The following is a 19,801-nucleotide window of genomic DNA, read 5'->3' on the forward strand; positions in this document are numbered from 1 at the left end:
ATTTATTCACTATTATGCAATGAAAATCATGAGCTGAACGTGCATTTGGTTCCAACACTTGAGGAGGTACATGTAGTGCGTCAAAAATGGCTTTATTGGAATACCGCTTCACGGAAGTGGCTGTGGATTGTTGTCATTATCGGTTTGATTGCTTCCATCCCTGTCATCAGTGATCGGGTACAGACGGAATCTTCCGCCAAAAAGGTGGAGCTTGTCTTCAATTATCGGGGGCTATTGGATATCTCGGCTTATCAGGCCCATCCGCAAGACTTTATGAATGAACAACTGACTCGGTTAAAAGACGCCGGAGTGACAACCATGGCGGTGTTTGAAAGTACACTGGATGAGTTGAAGAAGTCCCGCCGTCTGATGGTATATAACGGGCAGGATCTTGCGAACATGACCAAAAATGTCATTCCTGCTAACGATAATTACACGTATGTGCTGTTCACAAACGAGGAAAATGCACAAACGTATACCCCTATCATTGAACAAACGTTCGCCGATCGGGAGATTCCTGTGCTTCCATGGGAATATGAAGGTCGTAGCGGCTTAATATTGCAGACTCCACCGGAGAACGCCAACATGCAGCCTTTGCAGCCAGATCCGGTTGCCGTGAAGATGCTGCGTGATAAAGGATTTTACATTTTGCCACGGATCTCAGACAGTGTGCCTTATAATCAGGAATCCATGGAACGCCTGCTTACCTTCTTCGAAGAGAACGGGGTAAAACGCATCTTGTTTGATGGTGATGCTGTGAAAGGGTACAATGATAATGCAGAGATGAAGAGTATCGATATGTTTGCCCAGTTGCTGAACAAGCACCATATTGGACTGGCGGCTATTGAGAATTTGAAGAAACCACAATCCGGTTTTGAGACTCTTTCATATAAAATTGACTACAATGTAACTCGTCTGTACTCCTTAAGTGACGGGGATGCCAATCTGGATGTAGACACTATTGCTGACCGTTTTGTTTTGGCTACTAAAGACCGCAACATTCGGATGATTTATATGAATGCTTCGCCAAGTCGGAATACGGCCAAAGCCATGATCACCAATCCGATTGATAATCTGATCAACAGTTTGGGTGAGCCAGGTCATGCGATTGAACGTATGGGCAAACACGGCTTTGAACTCGGACAAGCTGAAGCGTTCACGGTGAAAGATTCTTCCATTCAGCGTTATGCCAAGCTGGTTGCTCTGATTGGTGCAATCGCAATGATTACGCTTATGGTTTCATATTTTGTACCACTGCTGACATTGCTGGTATTTGCGCTGGCTCTGGTGGGTAGTGCCGGATTATTCTTGCTCAAACCGACTTTGCTGGAGCAAGGAATTGCATTACTGGTAGCCATTAGCGCTCCGACCATCGCAATGGTACTGGCAGTTCGTACAGTGAACTATCAGCAGCAGCGTCAGCCAGACGCGCCTGCGGGTCGTCGACTGGCACAAACGATATTCTTATATGTAAGAACGTCAATTCTGTCGTTCCTGGCGGTGCCTTTTGTCATCGCATTGCTGAACAGTATTACGTACAGTCTGGTGATCAACCAGTTCCGAGGCGTGAGTTTGTTACACTTTGCACCTATGGCGCTGGTAGCGATTTATATTGTGTTTTACCGTGGTTCGGGTACGTTCTCCATTAAACAAATTAAGGATATTCTTCGTACACCGATTAACGTATTGATGGTTGTATTGGCACTGGTTGCTGCTGTGGTTGGATACTATTATTTGAGCCGTACAGGCAACTCGGGTTCGGTTACACCGTTCGAGATGTTCCTGCGTACTACGCTGGAAGATACATTCGGCGTGCGGCCAAGATTCAAAGAATTTATGCTGGGACACCCGCTGTTTATCGTTGGCGTGTTCGCCGCTTTAAAATATCGTAAAGTCATCTTTGTGCTCATTATTGCAGCAATTGGACAATTGTCCATGGTGGATACGTTCGCGCATATCCATACGCCAGCTGTATTGTCACTCATTCGTGGAGTGATGGGATTGGGACTTGGCTTAATCTTCGGTATCGTTGCTGTGGGTGTGTGGCAAGTAGCGGAAGGATGTTGGAAAAAATGGTCACCACTTCTCAAAAGTTAGTCATCTCAGGATATTACGGATTCCACAACAGTGGAGACGAAGCGGTACTAAAGTCAATTTTGACTGCGCTGGAAGAGGAGAGTCACAGATCGAATGTCACGATTGAGCCGATTGTGCTCTCCGGTGATCCGGAGTGGACCACTTCAATGTATGGTGTACGTTCAGTACATCGGATGAAGTTGAAGGAAGTTCGCGAAGCGATCAAGGAAAGTGATGGTTTAATAAGTGGAGGAGGAAGTCTGCTGCAGGATGCAACTGGACTGAAATCTATCCCTTACTACCTGGGTGTCATCAAACTGGCCCAATGGTTGAAAAAACCAACATTTATCTATGCGCAGGGCATTGGACCTGTGAAACGCAAAATATTCAATCCGATGATTCGTTCGGTCTTCAAAGCCTGTAATTATGTATCTGTGCGTGATGAACAATCTGCTGAATATTTGCGCGGGCTCGGATTGCAGTGGAATCAGATTCATGTGGTTCCTGACCCGGTGATGGGTCTGCCGTTGCCTGAAGCCAAAGCGGAAGAAGTAAGTTCAATCGCGGTTAATGCTCAAGGAGCAAGCGTTCATACCAAACTCCCGGTGATCGGCGTATCCGTACGTTTCTGGGAGTCGGATCGTAAAGAGCTTACAGCCATTGCTGCTGGACTCAAGAAGCTTTGCTCCAAAAAGGCCGTTCACTTGCGCTTTATGCCGTTTCACTTACCGATTGATGAGCAGGCTTCGCGTTTTGTCATGGAAATGCTCGGTGACCTCGGTAACAAGGGTAGCGAAGTAAGTATTACCAAGGATCTCACCGATCCGCAGCTGATGCTTCAGGAAGTCAGCAATTGTGATGTCGTTATCGGCATGCGTCTGCACAGTCTGATCTATGCAGCATCACAGTATGTTCCACCCGTTGGTATCTCGTATGATCCGAAGATTGATCAGTTCATGCTGCGTCTGGATAGTGAAACCGTGGGCAGTACGGATGCGCTGGATGGGGATAAGCTGGCGAAGACGGTGGCTAACCTGTTGGATCAGCGTTCACAGTGGCTGAAGGAACATGAAGAAGGCATTACCGAATTGAAGCAGGAAGCCAAAGTGCCTGCTCAGCAAATTATTAAATATTTAGGCCGCAAAGGGTGAAATAAGATGAATCAGACCGGACCAATACCTACCGTTTCAATCTATGGTATTCCTTTTTCCAAACTAACGATGAAAGAAACGGTGGAGGTTCTACGCCAAGCAGTGCTTACAAAACAGCCGCACCAAGTCATTACAGCCAATCCCATCATGGTCATGGCCGCGCTGGAAAACCCGGCGATGATGAAGGTTATGCAGTCTGCGGAAATGATTGTACCCGATGGAACAGGGGTTGTATGGGCTGCCAATTATTGTGGGGAGCCTGTGGCAGAGCGGGTACCTGGATTTGAGCTTTTACATGAATTGCTGCGTGTTGGAGAAAACTATCGGTGGGGCGTGTATCTGCTCGGTTCCACACCTGAGGTGATTCAAGAAACGGCAGTTCGGTTACAAGAGCAATATCCGGCGATTCGAATTGTAGGTTATCGCGACGGTTATTTTGGTCCGGCTGAGGACGAGCAGGTTGTCGCTTCCATCCGTGAAGCTGCACCTGATCTGCTGTTTGTTGCACGTGGGGCAGACACGCAGGAACCGTGGATTCACAAGTACAAAGACGCGCTTCAGGTTCCCGTTACCATGGGGGTTGGAGGCAGCTTTGATGTGATTTCGGGCAAAACCAAACGTGCACCTAAAGTGTTCCAAAAGTTAAGACTGGAATGGTTTTATCGTCTACTTCGGGAACCTAGCCGGGCTGGCCGAATGCTTGCGCTTCCGAAATTCGCTGTCAAAGTGATGCGGGACAAAGAAAACGTGACTAAAGTCCGTTAAAATTAGGCTATTACGAGTAAAATGCACGTTTTTGCTAAAAATTGAGGTTGGCATTTCGCCTGTGATCAGCGTATAATTCATTCCGGATTACATGTGTGCCACTCAAATAAAAACTTTTAGTTGCACATGGCCACTTCGATGTTAGAATAACCTTTGATCGCTGTTATCCCTGGATTTCTTTTATCAACCTTTCTAAGGTTGAAATCCCGTGATAAAGGCGAACGCTTCGCTTCTACAGGTTATTTCTGCCCTCTCCGTTCTAGTGCAAATGGTATTTTTATTAAAAGTGACGAACAATAATTTATATATAAAAAGAGATCAGGGGATTTATAATTTCTTACAGGTATTATAATTGGGGGTCGAATGTTCAAATGGTAGCGATCTTTATCATTGGATTTATCGTGTCAATGGGACTGGCTCTTGCCTTGACACCACTTGTCAAAAAGTTCGCAGTCAGAATTGGAGCAATGGATACGCCGAATGCTCGTAAAGTGCACACTCGGATTATGCCACGTCTTGGTGGTCTAGGGATTTTCCTGGCATTTGTCATTACCGTTGCTGCACTGCTTCCTTTTGTATCGGCATGGTTTACGACAAGAGACATGAGCTTTGTCAGTGCTTTTCTGATTGGTGGATCGATCATCGTACTGATTGGTGCATTGGATGACCGTTTTGAACTGTCAGCCAAAGTGAAGCTGCTCGGACAAATTGTTGCTGCTGCTGTAGTCGTATTCGGATTCAATATCCGTGTAGACTTCGTAAATATTCCTTTTCAGGATGCCTACTCCTCACTGGAAGCTTGGGTGTCCATTCCGCTGACGATTCTCTGGATCGTTGGTGTAACGAATGCGATTAACTTGATTGATGGTCTGGATGGTCTGGCTGCTGGTGTATCCGGTATTGCCATTGGTACCATTGCCGTGATGTCCTTCCTGATGGGTAACATGATGATTGCCTTGATGTGTCTTGTACTGCTTGGTAGTATTGTTGGATTCTTGTTCTTCAACTTCCACCCGGCCAAGATCTTCATGGGGGATACGGGATCTCTATTCCTTGGTTTCTCTCTGGCAATGCTGTCCATGCTTGGATTCAAACAAATTGCTGTCGTGTCCTTCATTACACCGTTGATCATTATCGGTGTGCCGCTCTCGGATACCTTCTTCGCGATCATTCGTCGTGCGGTACAACGGAAACCGATTTTCTCACCGGATAAAGGTCACTTGCATCACTGCCTGCGTGAGCTTGGATTCAGTCACCGTCAGACGGTTCTGATCATCTACGGTATTGCCGCATTCTTCGGTGTACTGGCGATTATCCAATCTTCCGCTGCGATGTTCGAAGCCAACTGGGTAACGTTCGTCGTGATCTGTATCATGATGTTCTTCCTCCAGGTTGGAGCAGAAGTCATTGGACTTGTAAGCAAAACCAGAAGGCCGGTCATTAACTTCCTGATGCGTATGCGCGTCAAGTTGAACCCGGAGACCCGCTCGAAATCCTAAATAGAAACGCTCGTTTACTGATCTTATTGAATATTCTTTCAACCCAAACCTTGTCCCTCGTGGACAAGGTTTTTTGTTTATTTTGCTGTTTTTACTAAATAATTGGAACCTTTCGGCCGATAAAAAAGTTAACTGACTTAAATAGAGGAGAGATGATTGCATGCAGCGTACGAAGAAGCCGATGATTTGGCTGATGATGGTGGCACTGGTTGTATCTCTAATACCAGCAGGCCTTGCACCAGTCGCGTCGGCGGCAGGACAGACGAGTTATTTTACTCCAGATAATGCTGGGAACGTCCAATTGAAAAATACAGTAGGTCTCAAAATGAGTGGAACTGGCTTGGATGTGCTATCACGTTCAACTGCTTTTGTTGTAACTAACAGTGAACAGGCGGTAACGGGTACGTTCACTAACGTAACAGGCTCTACATTGGGTGCCAACGTTCAACTGATGAATCTAAAGGATGGCACTTGGGTTCCAGACAGCACGCGAGTAGCACCAGCGGTTGTAACGGTTGATCCAGATCGGCCAGACAATCGTTTTAAAGCAACACTTACATTGTTTCCCGGAATGAACAAAGTAACGTTTACCGGTTCCCAGGGACCAAGCGAACGTTCTGAAAGCTTCTATATCTTGTATGACTCTGTACCATACATTGAAAAGCTGCAAGTTTTGGGTGGAGCCGATAATCTTGATCTAAATGAAGGATCACAGGTTGTTGTAGATACGGGTGATGTGACTATTCAAGGTGTAGCCCACAACTCCTCTAAAGTAACAGTAAGTTTGAATAATGGTGAGGCATTACCAACAGCATTGTCTCAACAAGATGGCACATTTTTCTCGCCAATGCTTCGATTGAAGGCAGGCAAGAATGATCTAATCATCACAATTGAAAGCGGCGTAGACAAAAATAAATACACTTATTCTCTTCTCTACTATGATGAGGAAAATCCATTCTCTCAACTGGATTTGAATGAGGGTTCGGATGGACTATCGCAGAGTATGCTATCGGAAAGGCCTACTTATGGAGGTGACCCATTACAAGCCAGTGTAACTGTTCAATTACTTTTGCCGGATGATAAAACAACTGCTGTTCCTGAAATCTCGGTGGATGGCGCATTGAGTGGCATTGTTCCAAAAATTGAACCCATTCCTAGTGTGGGAATCAACACGCCTTCATATGCTCTGATTTCGTTTAAAATACCATCATTGAAGTTTACAGAATCAGGAACTGCCCCTAATACTACGATCGATCGCTTGCAAAATCATTCGTTGAGTGTGAAGTATGGAAAAAACACAGCAAGTGTAAATATGAATTTTCAATATCTAGAGAATGAAACAGTTATTACGAATTTAAAATATCTTAAGGACTATAGCGGCTCTGGTGATGCACCAGAAGGGGTGCCTCTTTCGGGTTCAAGTGTCACTTCTGCGGATTTCTATATCCTCGTAGAAACCAGCAGAAATCCTAATGGAAGTGTGTTGACAGCCGAATATCTTCCAAGAAGCACAAGCTCGATTGAGCTCTCACCACCGATACAAGTATCACCAACTAAATACATCTATCAAATCAAAGGCTTCAAAAACGGAAATCAAACCGTTCAGTTCAAGTTTGCTGGATCAACATCAAGTCGTAATGCGACGATCTCGTTTGCATCCAAAAACTACATCTTCGTGAGCAACCTGACGGATGGTCAGACGTATGACATGAACTCCAAAAAAACAGATAAATTATTGGTTGAAGGTAAGTACGTTGACTTTGCAACATTAGATAGCAAGTACTTTGTAGCAGAGATTTTCGCAAATGGTGTAAAAGTGTATTCGACACATCCTGCAGCAAACACGACTCAAAAACAGTTGACTTTGGGCGCGGACGGAAGCTTTAAAGACGTTCAAATTGACATTGACGGGGATAATGGACCTTTATTCTTTGGGGAAAACCGCATCGTATTAACGGGTACAGGAACTGGAGAGAAAGGCCAGCTGAATGAAGTAACCAAAGAATTGCGCATATACATTAATGATAATAATGTATCGACAATCAACAATTTCCAGCCTGCACCAAGTAAAAATCGCTCCACATTCCTTGATCCGTATAATCCGGATGATCAATGGGTGAAAAACCTGTTTAACCTGTCCACGGATTTCACATTTGCCGACAAGAAATACACGACCAGCCTTAAAAATTTCGACTTGGCAATACGTGGTGCAGGGGCTATTCGAATGAGCCTGAGTATGGGGACTCAAACTATTTTTGACGTGAATATACCAGAAGGATCGGCAGGTAATACAACTTGGGCAGATCCAATAATTTCTCCGGAGTATGCCCTGAACAATGGTAATGTTATTGTGGATCGTGCCGGAAATCAAAAGGACTTTGTTGTACGGTTAAGAGATCTGAAAGCTGAGACGCCAGGGACATACATCTACACACTGGACCTTTACAACAAAACTGGAGCAAAGACAAGTCAAAAAGTAGAAGTGGTCAGAGAAGCTGCAGGTTATCGTATTATAGCTCCGCAACCTACTTCAGGTAGTCAGATTGTTGTCAACAAAAACTTTGTTCATTTTGATATTGAGGCAGAGGGAGCAACGTCCGTTATTATTGATAAAGAGACAGCTAAAAAGCTTCAAGGAACAGAAACGGACCGTTTTGCTCTTGATTATGTTGGACTCAAATCCGATAAAGTGAACAAAATTAAACTAACAATTGATCGTAATGGTGTAAAAACAACGAATACAATTGAAGTGTACTATACTAGTGCTACCGGAGTGGATTCACAGTATATGGCTCCTAAAGTAGCCACTAAGTACTCTGCCTTCAATAAACAGCTCGAGCTAAGCTTCCCCAAAGGGACGGTAATGGAAAGTTTAGACACCAGTGGAATCGCAAAGTTCTATCCTAATAACAAACTGTTGTTTGGTATTGCAGATCCGAATACTGGTATTGTGGAACGTCGTAACGATTACGGAAGTATTGTTGGTTTCAAAACAGAAGAAGGAGATCCCAATCCATTAAGCGTACCGGATGATTATTACAGAAGGTTCTCGGCAATCACGGGAGATTCTGTGAACTTTAGTCCGATTTCAGACATTTACTGGATTAGTGGAGGTTTAGGGGAGTCGGGCACAAGAGGCACTGACAACTACAAAGAACCAACAAATGGGATAGGTCCATACACTATAGATTCATTGTATGGTAACCCATTAACACCAACTGAGCGCAAAATCAAACCATCTCAACGTGGTACATTGACATTGACTTACGATTCTAACGTGGTAGATGACGCGGGCTCCACAATCTCGGTATTCTACTACTCTTCAAGTAGAGAATGGAAACGTATTGGTGGAGAAGTGGATTCCAAGAAGCATACAGTAACCGTTCCGTTCGATAATTTCGGGTACTATAAGGTCATGAAGCTTAGAAGAAGTTACAACGATATCACGAACCACGGTTGGGCCAGAAATATTCTTAATGCATTATACGCCAAAGGATTTATGGCACCATTGCGTTTTGAACAATTTGGAACAGATGATCGGACTTCCAGAGGAGAGTTTGCCACACTTTTGGTAAAAGGATTGAATCTTCCGATTACTTCTGATAGCAGAAGAACATTTACAGATGTGGCGCCTGGAACAAGTTCATATACTTGGGATTATGACAGTATTGAGACAGCCGCCAGAGCAGGTATCATTACAGGATTGACCGATGGTGTGTTTGGACCGGATCGTCCTCTCACACGTGAACAGGCAGCGGTCATGATAGCGAGAGCACTTGAGCTCAAGTTAGCTGCAAATGACAACAAGCTCCAAAGTGCATTGGCCAAGTCTTTCATCGACTCGGGCAGCATGGAGAACTACGCAGGTCCTGCTGTGCAAGCCGTTACCAAAGCGAAGATCATGGAAGGATCTCCTGTAACAGTTACCGGCCAAAGCAAACCACAGTATGCATTTAACCCGAAAGGAAACCTGACTCGTGCAGAAGCAGGTAAGATCGCGGTTGAATTGCTCAAGAAGAGTACCAAAGTATTCCCTAAAAACTTGAGTTAATTTATGTGATAGTATCGATGCATTTTAGGAAGGACCTGTCCCTTGCGCTAAAGGGGCAGGTCCTTTTTATGACTGTTATATAACTGATAAGAACACTTTTATAATAGAAGAAATAAGTTTTTTACCAATAACTATTTTTGTAATTTGCTAGAGTTTAAGATACAATAACGGTAAATACACAATGATCTAGAGGGTGAAGTTAGCTAATGAAACCGATTTATTCGAAGGCCCAGCTGGGCTACATGAAGGCAAAGACACAGTTCGAGAAGCAGGCAGTCATTCTGGAGAAAAAGTTGGAAGATACACGTAAGACGGAGGAGATCTCTCAGGAAGTGATGGAAGGGCTTGTACAGACTACTGGCTTCCATGATGCGTATAACAATCTGGTTCTGGCTGAGAATGAACTGATTGAATGGTCTCACACGACGATGAAGCATGAGAAAACGTACCGTGAGAACAGACAACCAATCGATGATATGTATCTGAGATTGAACAGTGATCCGCAGATGCGAGCTCAAATTATCGACCTTGCGATGAAAATTCGCTAACCTATATAACCAGAATAGTACGAAAAGCATCCCAGAATGGGATGCTTTTTATTTTATTTATTGTGGAATTTGTCGCTTCATAGTGTGAAACTCTGGGTATAAATAAACGTTGGCAACATAGAAGAAGCACCCTTTATATTGGAAAGAACACAGTTGCATCAATGTTTTATATGGGTTTTGAATGGCTATCTTACCCGCACTGTACCTATACATAAATAAATTCAAAACTTTTTTTGTGGAATCCGCAACTTTTTGAAATCTGCTGCGTTTAAGATGTAGAGTCAAAAACATTGGGCCTGTTACCAAGATTGACCTCGTGAAGAATCTTGTCTATTTATTAGAAAAAATTGCTTTACGACTCGGAAGACCCATTGTATAATACGTAGGTAGGATTAGGAAACTACTCTATTTTCGTATGGTTCTGCTTTACAACCTAGTTTACAAGTTTCTGTGATATGCTCACAGACATCATTTATATTAACTTGCTCACAACTCTGGAAAGGGGGTGCAACAATATATGAGGAATACGAGCGACCCTATTAAAGAAAATTCAAATGTTATGAACACCCAAGGAGGAGAAAAAAAGGTTATGAAGAAAATTTTATCCGTAGCATTGTCTACAGCAATGGCATTCTCGATGTTTGCATCTGTAGCATTCGGTGACACAGCAGTTTCACCACAACAACAGTTTGATGCATTGAAAGCAAAAGGTATCTTCACTGGTTACCCAGATGGTACTGCAGGTTTGGATAAAGACATGACTCGCGCTGAGTTCGCTAAAGTCATCACTAAATTGCTGGGTCTGAAAGAGATCACTGGAACTCTTTCTTACACTGACAAAAACTACACAGCTAAAAACTGGGCTGTACCTTACATCGAAGCAGTAACTGCTGCGGGTATCATGGAAGGTAAAAACGTTGAGAAGAAAATCTTCGACTTCAACGGTAAAGTAACTGTTTCCGAGATGGCTACCATCTTGACTCGTGCACTTGACCTGGAAATCCCAGCTGAAACTAACAACAATGCAGCTGATTGGGCTAAAGGTTACGTTCAAGCAGCAATCAACGCTGGTTTGATCGATTCTAAAGCTAACTTCGGTGCTAACGCTTCCCGTGAATTGCTTGTAGGCGCTGCTTACGCAATTGACCAAGCGCAAAGCTTGAAAGTTACTAAATACGAAGTAAGTGAAGGCGGTAAAGTCGTTACTTTCACAATCAGTGACGGCGAAACTGTAAAAGTTACTTTGGATAAAGCTCTTGAAGCTAACAAAGAAACTGAAGTGAAATTTACTTACAAAGATAAATCTTTCACTGAAAAAGTTACTTATGTTGTAGAAGCTGCAACTAAAGTACAATCCGCTTCTTCTGTTAACCTGAAAGAAGTAGACGTTGCTTTTGACGGTAAAGTAGATAAAGCTACTGCAACTGACAAAGCTAACTACAGTGTAGATGGTGGGTCTAAAAACATTAAATCTGTTACTTTGCTGTCTGACGGTAAAACAGCTCGTGTATTGTTGAACGAGTCCAGCAGATTTGTTCAAGGAACAACTTACAAAGTTGTTGTGAAAAACGTTAAATCTTCTACAGGTACTGTAGTGCCACAAGGTGAAGTTTCCTTCACATCTGCAGACAATGTTCTGCCAACAGTAACAGAAGTTAAAGCTCTGGGAACTAAAGTTATCAAAGTAACTTTCTCTGAGCCAATCAAAACACCAGCAAGCAGCAACTTCCAATTGGATGACAAAGCTTATGTTGGTAACGTAACTCTGGGTGCTAACGATAGAGAAGTAATCCTGCGTGATTACACAGGAACAATCTCTGAAGGTGCTCACAAATTGACAGTTTCCATGATCGAAGATTACGCTGGTCTGAAATCGTTGGCTTCTACTACTGATTTCACAGTTGCAGTTGATAATGAAGGTCCTAAAGTGACTGAAATCACTGCTACATTGGAAAAAGTAACAGTTACTTTCGATGAAGAAATCGATCCACAAACAGTTAACAGCGAAAGCTTCTACTGGTTGTCTGGAACTACTAAAAAAGTAGGTAAAGCAACTCAAATTTCTGGAAACGTGTATGAAGTGGATTTCACTGAAAACCGTCTCCCAGGATACGAAACTACACTTTATGTTGATGTTAAAGACTACTCCGGTAACGCTAATGCTACTAAAGAGCATAAAGTTACTGCAACTGTAGACTTGGTTCAACCTAAGTTGATTGATGCATCTTATGGTACTGAAGTTTCAAATCGCCTGACTGTACGTTTTGACAAAGCAGTTGACGCTGATGACATCAAATACTATACAGTTAAAAAAGGCAATGATACTATTCAGGTTCGTAACGTAACTCGTGAATCTGATAAAGTATTCAATCTGGAATTCTACAAAACACCACTTGATAGTGGAACTTATTCACTTAAAGTATCCGGTGTTCAAGACAAAACTGCATTGAAAAACACTATGACTCCATATGAAGGAACATTTGTTGCTAGTGATAGCGCTGCTCCTGCATTGAAAGCTGCTAATGTTGATGTAAATGCGGTTGGTGTTAATAAGAAAGTCGCACTCACATTTGATAAAGAGATCGACTTGGCAACATTGAACAACAGATCTAACTACTACATCGGATTCAAGAAAAACGGAACTGGCGATTTGCAAGAAATCGTATTGCCAGCTGAAGTTACATTGAATGTATCTAATAACGGTAAAACTGTAATTCTGGTGTTCCCTGAAACAATTCAAGGTACAGAAGTTGTTTTCCCTAATTCTGTAGAGTTTGTTAGTGTAGTTGGATTGAAATCCAAAACTGGTCAATCGACTGGTTACATTAAAACTAGTACTCTTACAGGCGGAAGTGTTCTGACACAAAAAACGCTGGACACTGCAACAGCAGAAAGAAAAGATGCTAGAACTGTTGAAGTAACATTCAACTTGCCAATTGCAAATGCTTCTGCATCTGATTTCAATGTAGGTGGAACTAGCGTATCTTCTGTTTCCATCGATGACAACAAAGTTACTCTGAAAACAAATACAGATACTAGCTTGGATAGTAAAGTAAATATTGCTGACAATCACTCCATTCAGTCTTATGCGGGCAATAAATACAGTGGTGTTAAACAATTGACTCCTTCAGGCTTTGTTAGCCCTAAAATTGATGAAAGTTTGTTGCCTACTAACAAAATCATCAAACAAGCTGGTGGTAAATTCGTAATTCCGTTTACTACGAATCTTGATTCCTCTGTACAAAGAGAGCTTGCTGCTAACCTTAAAGTTGTAAGTGCCAATGACGAGGGAACGCTGGTTCCATTTAAAGACTACAATACTACTGTTGAAGATAACAATATTGTTGTAACAATTACTAGCCCAACTGGTTTTGCTTACTTGGTTAACGTTACAAAAGATGCTACATTGATTCGCAACGTTGATGCTATTACTAAGCATGCTGAAGAATCTTCCGTATACAGAACAACTGAGAACGGTACGGCTGCTGTAACAGGAGTAACTTTCAGTCCTGCAACTATTACAACTGCTGGCCAAGCGTCAACTACTGGGACATCAGAAGTAAACCAAGTTACAATTGCTAATCCGGCTACTGTTGCAGGTGATATTACAGTATCTCTGACAGAAGGAACTAATCCAGTAGTTAATGAAGATGTTACTGTAGGACTTAATGCCACTCCAGCACAAGTAGCTTCGGCGATTGTTGCTCAAGCTAGTTTCACAGGTTATACTTTAACTGTTGACCCAACTAACCCTGCACGTGTATTGTTCACATCAGCACCAGCTGCTGACAAGACTGTTACAATTAACGTAGCTGATCCAAATACAACAGGTGTTGGAACTGCAACAGGAGGTCAAGTTACTGCTGGAGTTGCTCCAACAAATGGTACTCCACAAGTAGTAACTTTGCCAGTACTTACTGGTGCTACTACAAATGGTAGTGTTAAGGTAACTTTCACTGACGGTACTACACCTACAACTAAAGTTGTTACTGTAAATGCTGGCGAAGCTTCCAATGTTATTGCATTGAAAATTGCTAATGCATTCAACTTGACTAATTACACTGTATCTTCAAACAATTCAAATGTTGTTTTCACAGCGAATGCTCCAGCTGCAAACAACGTTGCTGTAACTGTAACTGCTAACTAATCTTAGTAAGTTAAGAAAAAGCTTACCCATAATGGGTAAGCTTTTTCTTTTTATGCAACAACATCGTAACTTTCTTTCCCTCTCAAACGTTTATACTATAAAGCAACAAGCAACTTATGGGAGGTTTGGAAGTGGATCATAAAAAGGTCATGATGACTTTAATGGCAAGTATGTTGTTGATCAGTTCAAGTGGAGGTATCGCAGCAGCTGCGAATACGTCGACGAGTTCAAATAAAACATCGAAAAACAATGCAACTACCAATACAACGAAGAAAGAACAAACATCCACAGTTACAAAAGTGGTACATACTTTAGCCAACGTTCCAGCAGTTAAAGTCACTGCGCGGAGTACCGTGAAATTAACGGATGTAAATCTCTTGTCTCAAGACGATGGGAATACGGTAACATATACACTGACATATAAAAACAACGACAGCACACCAATGATGATGCTCGATTATTGGAGCAAAGTGAAGACCAAAGGAGGGACAAGCTTTTCTCCGAAATTGATTGCCAAGGATCAGGAGAAAAAGACGGTATCGCCTGGTTCTACGGTTGATCTTACTTATGTCATGAAAGTTGGACGTGAAGTGAAGCTAAGCGACCTAAACTTCCTGATCGTGAAATGGGATTTTAGTAAACCTAACTATGAAAGCACATTGGGAAAATTCAACGTTCCTGCTTCATATAGCATCACAACACCTGTAGGCAAGACAAAAACGGTTCGTTTGAGTGATTCAGCCGTCAAGGTTAAGGTGTCCGGGATCAAAGTATATCCGGGTGAAGATAAGAAGCAATACGTCAAAGTTGGCGTGAACCTCAATAACATTAGCTATAAGTTGTTGGATAATCCGAATATCAAATGGATTTTGCGTACACCGAATGGTACGAATTATCCGTTAACGCCGGACAAAGATAGTACAGGCATCAGTATTCAGGCACAGGCCAATAAAACATTGAGCTTAATGGCCTCTTTACCCACAGCGTTGAAACTCGAAAAGTCCGAATTGCTGCTTGTGGAAGAACAAGGCGAAGAGAAGACAGCCCTTCCTGTGGCCGCTTTACAACTGCCAGAAGCTAGTCAATCTAATGTAGATACAGCAGTAAACCAACCGAATATCATTTCTATTGATGGCCAACCTGTATCCACACTTCTTGAATCTGCACGTGTTCGTGGAGAAAATGAAGAATACGATCTAACGATGCAATGGGTTATTAAGAACCAAGGGAAGAAAGAAGTTAAGATTCCTAAATATGCATTAGAGATCCGAACAGCAGATGGTACAGCTTATCCAATTGAGACTAAGGCATTGGATGATCTGAAGTTGAAGCCAGGTGCAACAAAGACCATTAAGCTAATCACTACCATTCAAGGTGATGGGGATACCAACAAAATCAAACTGTATGTCATGACTCCGATAACGAAGGAAGAAAGTAAGGAGGAAAACACGAATGCTAGCAGCTTTGAGTTCTCCTATCCTGTGGGAATCTATGCTATTCCGGAGTCGGTAACTAGTGGAGATGGGCTTACTACTGAAACGGTGATCAAGAACAGCAAAGGTACATTCGGAGTGTCTGTCGGCTCTCTCCAACGCCTACCATGGACAGACAGTGATATTATTGCTGCCAAGGTGACCATTCGAAACGCATCGGCCAAAACGGTTCAATTACCCGAACTGGAAGCGATGTTCACTATCGATTCCGCACGGATTGATGGAGATACGAAGCTGATTCGGGCGCAAGGTGGTAAGTTGCTCGGCCCAGGTATGACAACAGAAGCTTATCTCTTGACCAAAATTCCATCGGAATTAAATATGAGCCGTCTGGAAGTGACTTTACTAGAGAAGGTTAGCGAAGAAGAAACAAATGATTGGATTACCCTCAGTACGTCAGGCTTAATTCAACCACTTTCTTATGTAGGTGCCGGGAAGACCTTTACTCAAGGTACTGCCGAAAAAGAAACCGAGCTGGGTGTACGCAGAACCTATGTATATCCGGGATCTTCGTCGGATATTGTCTATACCGAGTTCGAAATGACGAACAAATCATTGCGTCAGAGCGGTCTTGCAAAATTAGTAGGATATTATAAAACAGCCGATGGCCAGTATTACAAGGCAACGGCTAAACAGGCTGATCGTGTACCAGGACCGGGTCAGAAGAGTGTTGTGACCTTCTGGGCGAAAGTACCGAAGAGTGTAACGTCAACATCCGATATGCGACTAATTGTGGGTGAAGGTGTGGCTGACAACAAATTTGTATCTGGTGAAGGTGAGGCTACGGCTTATGTCAATGCGATGGCATTTGAAGTACAGCCAAAAACATTACAAGTGCTGGCTTCCCTGAACGATATTGATTTGTATCCGTACAAATTCTCTGGCAGCAATATCAGAGCATATCTCACAGGGGGTACATCGGTTCAGATTGAGATGATTTACTCGTTAACGCAGGAAGAAGCAGTAGATAGCGGCGAATATGGACACAAATTGATCCTTTCTCTCACAGATGGATCTGGTAAAGTGTTTGATAAAGAGCTTACGCCGGGAACCGATCTGAAAACAGGTATTAATCAGACGCTGAACTGGAGCATAGATGACACTGTCTTCGATAAAATACGTGGAGGTTCATATCGCGTAGCGTTGTATGATGTGTTTGAGGGCCAACGGATTCGTCTTGCAGAACAAGGGTACAGTTACGATGTGTCCAAACTGCCAAAAGAAGAACCAGAGTTTCCGGAAGAGGGTTCCAGGAACAACAATACAAAATAATAAGTAGATAGATTATCTAAACTACTATACTGTGAATACAGACAAAACCTCGTTTCCGAGAAATCGCGAGCGAGGTTTTGCTTGTCCCCACAACATTTTTTCTCTATAGTTAAAGTTAATAGATTTCCAGAGGAGGAAAATAAATCACATGAAACCTTATATGAAAGTATCCCTGGCTGCGCTGGCAATTGGTGTTGGCGTATGGGTCGGGTCTGTATACAGCAACACGGCAATAGGTGCAGGCACAATTCAACCGGGAACAGCGGATGATCCTGTAGTTACCAAAAGTTATGTAGATCAACAAATTCAGCAGGCGCTGGGTGGCAAGATTTCCACAGGTAGTAGTAATACCAGTAGTGGTGCAGACAGTAATGCAGGCAATGGTAGCAATACCGGCTCAACTGGAACTGGAAACACAAGTAACACAGGTGGCGATACCACGCTTCCTCCACTAGTATCCGGTGCTTCGGATGCGCTTGAGATCGTTATGGTGAAACCAGGTCAACAGTTGATAGGTGCAACTGGTGCGGAGTTCATCGTACGTAGCGGCAAGGCTGTGATTGTCAGTGAAGGTACGAATGGTGTAGCCGATCTTACGGACGGGGTAGACTTGACGAATGGTCAGGAAGCACCTAACAATCACCTGCTTTCTTTTCCAAAGGATGGTCGAGGCATTACAGTTCTCGATGGCAACAAATACAGTCTGACCGTTATGGTTCGTGGTGGATATTCTTTGAAGTAGTTTGAGCATTGTAAGCTGAAATTATTCAAAATTACGTAATAAGGATTGCTGAGATTACCCAGTTCTAACAAACATTAATACGGCTAGCCATCCTTGTTCCTGCTCACTCTATAACTGTACACAACCAATAATCGGAGGTGCAGGAATCATGGCTAGAAGTAACCGCAAAGTGGTACCCGAAAGTCGTCAGATGTTGGATCAGATGAAGTATGAAATTGCAGCTGAGTTTGGTCTGAATGTGGGATATGGCGGTAGAGGTCTTGCTGGTGCAGATACCGAATTTGGTTCTGAACTGGGTGAGGTGAGTGATCACTCTTATGGGCAATATAAAGGCTGGGGCCATCTGACTTCTCGTGAGAATGGATCGGTCGGTGGAGAGATTACCAAAAGGCTGATTCGCCAGGCACAGCAGCACTTATAGGGTGTTTTCCTTATCCCAATCCGTTTGACACGTCTTGACAAATACGTTAAGATGGCAGTTGAGGTACGCAACCTTTTCCGCTAGGGAAAGGTTGATTTTTTGTTGAGGCTATTACCTGAAAAATCCTTATCTTCGTAACTGCGGACCCTGCGTCCTTATTCCGCCCGGAAAGCTTTCGAGGGTACAGTGAACGAATCAACGTAAATGTTTTGTTCGGGCAATCGCCATACTACTCGTTATGGGAGGTTGAAACTTCAATGTCTATTAAAGGCCGACATCTATTCACATCGGAGTCTGTAACTGAAGGACATCCGGATAAAATTTGCGACCAGATCTCGGACGCCGTGTTGGACGCGTTCCTGGCGAATGATCCAAACGCTCGTGTAGCGTGCGAAGTTTCCGTAGCAACAGGACTTGTGCTTGTCATCGGTGAGATCAGCTCCGCGTCTGAATATGTGGACATTCCGTCCATCGTTCGTAATACGATTAAGGAAATCGGGTACACTCGTGCCAAGTTCGGTTTCGATTATAATACTTGTGCAGTCCTGACTTCTCTGAACGAGCAGTCTGCTGACATCGCACAAGGCGTTAACGCAGCTCTGGAGAACCGTGACCCTGAACAAATGGCTCGCGAAACAGAGAACATTGGTGCTGGTGACCAAGGTCTGATGTTTGGTTTTGCAACGAACGAAACACCTGAACTTATGCCTTTGCCAATCGCATTATCCCACCGTATCGCTCGCCGTTTGGCTGAAGTGCGTAAAAACGGTACATTGGAATATCTCCGTCCAGATGGTAAAACGCAAGTAACGATTGAATACGACGGTGACAAACCGGTACGTGTTGATACAATCGTTGTGTCTACTCAGCATGCTGAAGAGACTCTACTTGCGCAGATCCAAAAAGACATCAAAGAACACGTAATTCTGCCTGTCGTTCCAGCTGAATTGCTGGATGAGCAGACTAAATATTTCATCAACCCAACAGGACGTTTCGTTATTGGCGGACCTCAGGGAGATGCAGGCCTGACTGGACGTAAAATCATCGTAGATACTTACGGCGGTTATGCACGTCACGGAGGTGGCGCATTCTCCGGTAAAGATCCAACAAAAGTAGACCGTTCCGCAGCTTATGCAGCTCGTTATGTTGCGAAAAACCTTATTGCTGCAGGTCTTGCCGACAAAGTGGAAATCCAGCTCGCTTATGCGATTGGTGTAGCCAACCCGGTATCGATCAACGTGGATACATACGGAACAGGCAAAGTCAGCGAAGAGAAATTGGTTGAGCTTGTACGTAACAACTTCGATCTTCGTCCGGCTGGTATTATCCGTATGCTGGATTTGCGTCGCCCAATTTACAGACAAACAGCTGCTTACGGTCATTTCGGTCGTACAGACCTCGATGTACCTTGGGAACAAGTGGACAAAGCAGACGTTTTGAAAGAGCAAGCAGGTCTGTAAGTTAACGATAAAGTCATCAATAGAAGCCCTTGGTTCCGATATGGAATCAGGGGCTTTTTACTTTAGATATTCGTATTTTCTTTAGCTTAGGAAAAGAAAATAAATTTACATATTATAACTATTCACTAATCAAATATTTCCTTTTAACCGAAATACATAAAGAGGTCTATACATTG

11 protein-coding genes are annotated in these 19,801 nt (G+C 43.2%); all 11 read left to right on the plus strand.

Annotated elements, in window-relative coordinates; genetic code table 11:
- Nucleotides 1–75: 75 nt before the first annotated feature.
- Nucleotides 76–2,097 (plus strand): DUF5693 family protein, encoded by a 2,022-nt coding sequence (locus A6049_RS28035; protein WP_063567737.1) that lies wholly within the window; start codon nt 76–78, stop codon nt 2,095–2,097.
- Nucleotides 2,073–3,227, plus strand: coding sequence for a polysaccharide pyruvyl transferase CsaB (gene csaB / locus A6049_RS28040; RefSeq protein WP_063567738.1), 1,155 nt, complete (start codon nt 2,073–2,075; stop codon nt 3,225–3,227). Before A6049_RS28035 ends, csaB begins: the two co-directional genes overlap by 25 nt.
- A gap of 6 nt (nt 3,228–3,233) precedes the next feature.
- Nucleotides 3,234–3,992 (plus strand): WecB/TagA/CpsF family glycosyltransferase, encoded by a 759-nt coding sequence (locus A6049_RS28045; protein ID WP_063567739.1) that lies wholly within the window; start codon nt 3,234–3,236, stop codon nt 3,990–3,992.
- Between the two features lie 371 nt (nt 3,993–4,363).
- Entirely contained in the window at nt 4,364–5,491 is a 1,128-nt protein-coding gene (locus A6049_RS28050; protein ID WP_053782860.1) for a glycosyltransferase family 4 protein, read from the plus strand.
- A gap of 160 nt (nt 5,492–5,651) precedes the next feature.
- The gene (locus tag A6049_RS28055) at nt 5,652–9,542 is read left to right on the plus strand and encodes an S-layer homology domain-containing protein (RefSeq protein WP_063567740.1); all 3,891 of its coding nucleotides are present in this window, start codon (nt 5,652–5,654) and stop codon (nt 9,540–9,542) included.
- Between the two features lie 206 nt (nt 9,543–9,748).
- Nucleotides 9,749–10,090: a hypothetical protein gene (locus A6049_RS28060; protein ID WP_053782862.1), complete on the plus strand. Its 342-nt coding sequence runs from the start codon at nt 9,749–9,751 to the stop codon at nt 10,088–10,090.
- Nucleotides 10,091–10,607: 517 nt separating this feature from the next.
- Complete coding sequence (locus A6049_RS28065) at nt 10,608–14,237, plus strand: Ig-like domain-containing protein (protein ID WP_063567741.1); 3,630 nt, start codon at nt 10,608–10,610, stop codon at nt 14,235–14,237.
- A gap of 131 nt (nt 14,238–14,368) precedes the next feature.
- The gene (locus A6049_RS28070; protein WP_063567742.1) at nt 14,369–17,002 is read left to right on the plus strand and encodes a hypothetical protein; all 2,634 of its coding nucleotides are present in this window, start codon (nt 14,369–14,371) and stop codon (nt 17,000–17,002) included.
- A 148-nt stretch (nt 17,003–17,150) separates the two neighbouring features.
- Nucleotides 17,151–17,744 carry a hypothetical protein gene (locus A6049_RS28075; RefSeq protein WP_063567743.1) on the plus strand — a complete coding sequence of 198 codons (594 nt, stop codon included), beginning with the start codon at nt 17,151–17,153 and terminating at the stop codon, nt 17,742–17,744.
- A gap of 148 nt (nt 17,745–17,892) precedes the next feature.
- The gene (locus A6049_RS28080; protein ID WP_053782866.1) at nt 17,893–18,165 is read left to right on the plus strand and encodes an alpha/beta-type small acid-soluble spore protein; all 273 of its coding nucleotides are present in this window, start codon (nt 17,893–17,895) and stop codon (nt 18,163–18,165) included.
- A 257-nt stretch (nt 18,166–18,422) separates the two neighbouring features.
- A complete protein-coding gene (gene metK, locus A6049_RS28085; protein WP_063567744.1) occupies nt 18,423–19,625 on the plus strand; it encodes a methionine adenosyltransferase in 1,203 nt (400 codons plus the stop codon).
- Nucleotides 19,626–19,801: the final 176 nt, after the last annotated feature.

Source organism: Paenibacillus sp. O199 (genome assembly GCF_001636635.1).
Taxonomy (GTDB): Bacteria; Bacillota; Bacilli; order Paenibacillales; family Paenibacillaceae; genus Paenibacillus; species Paenibacillus marchantiae.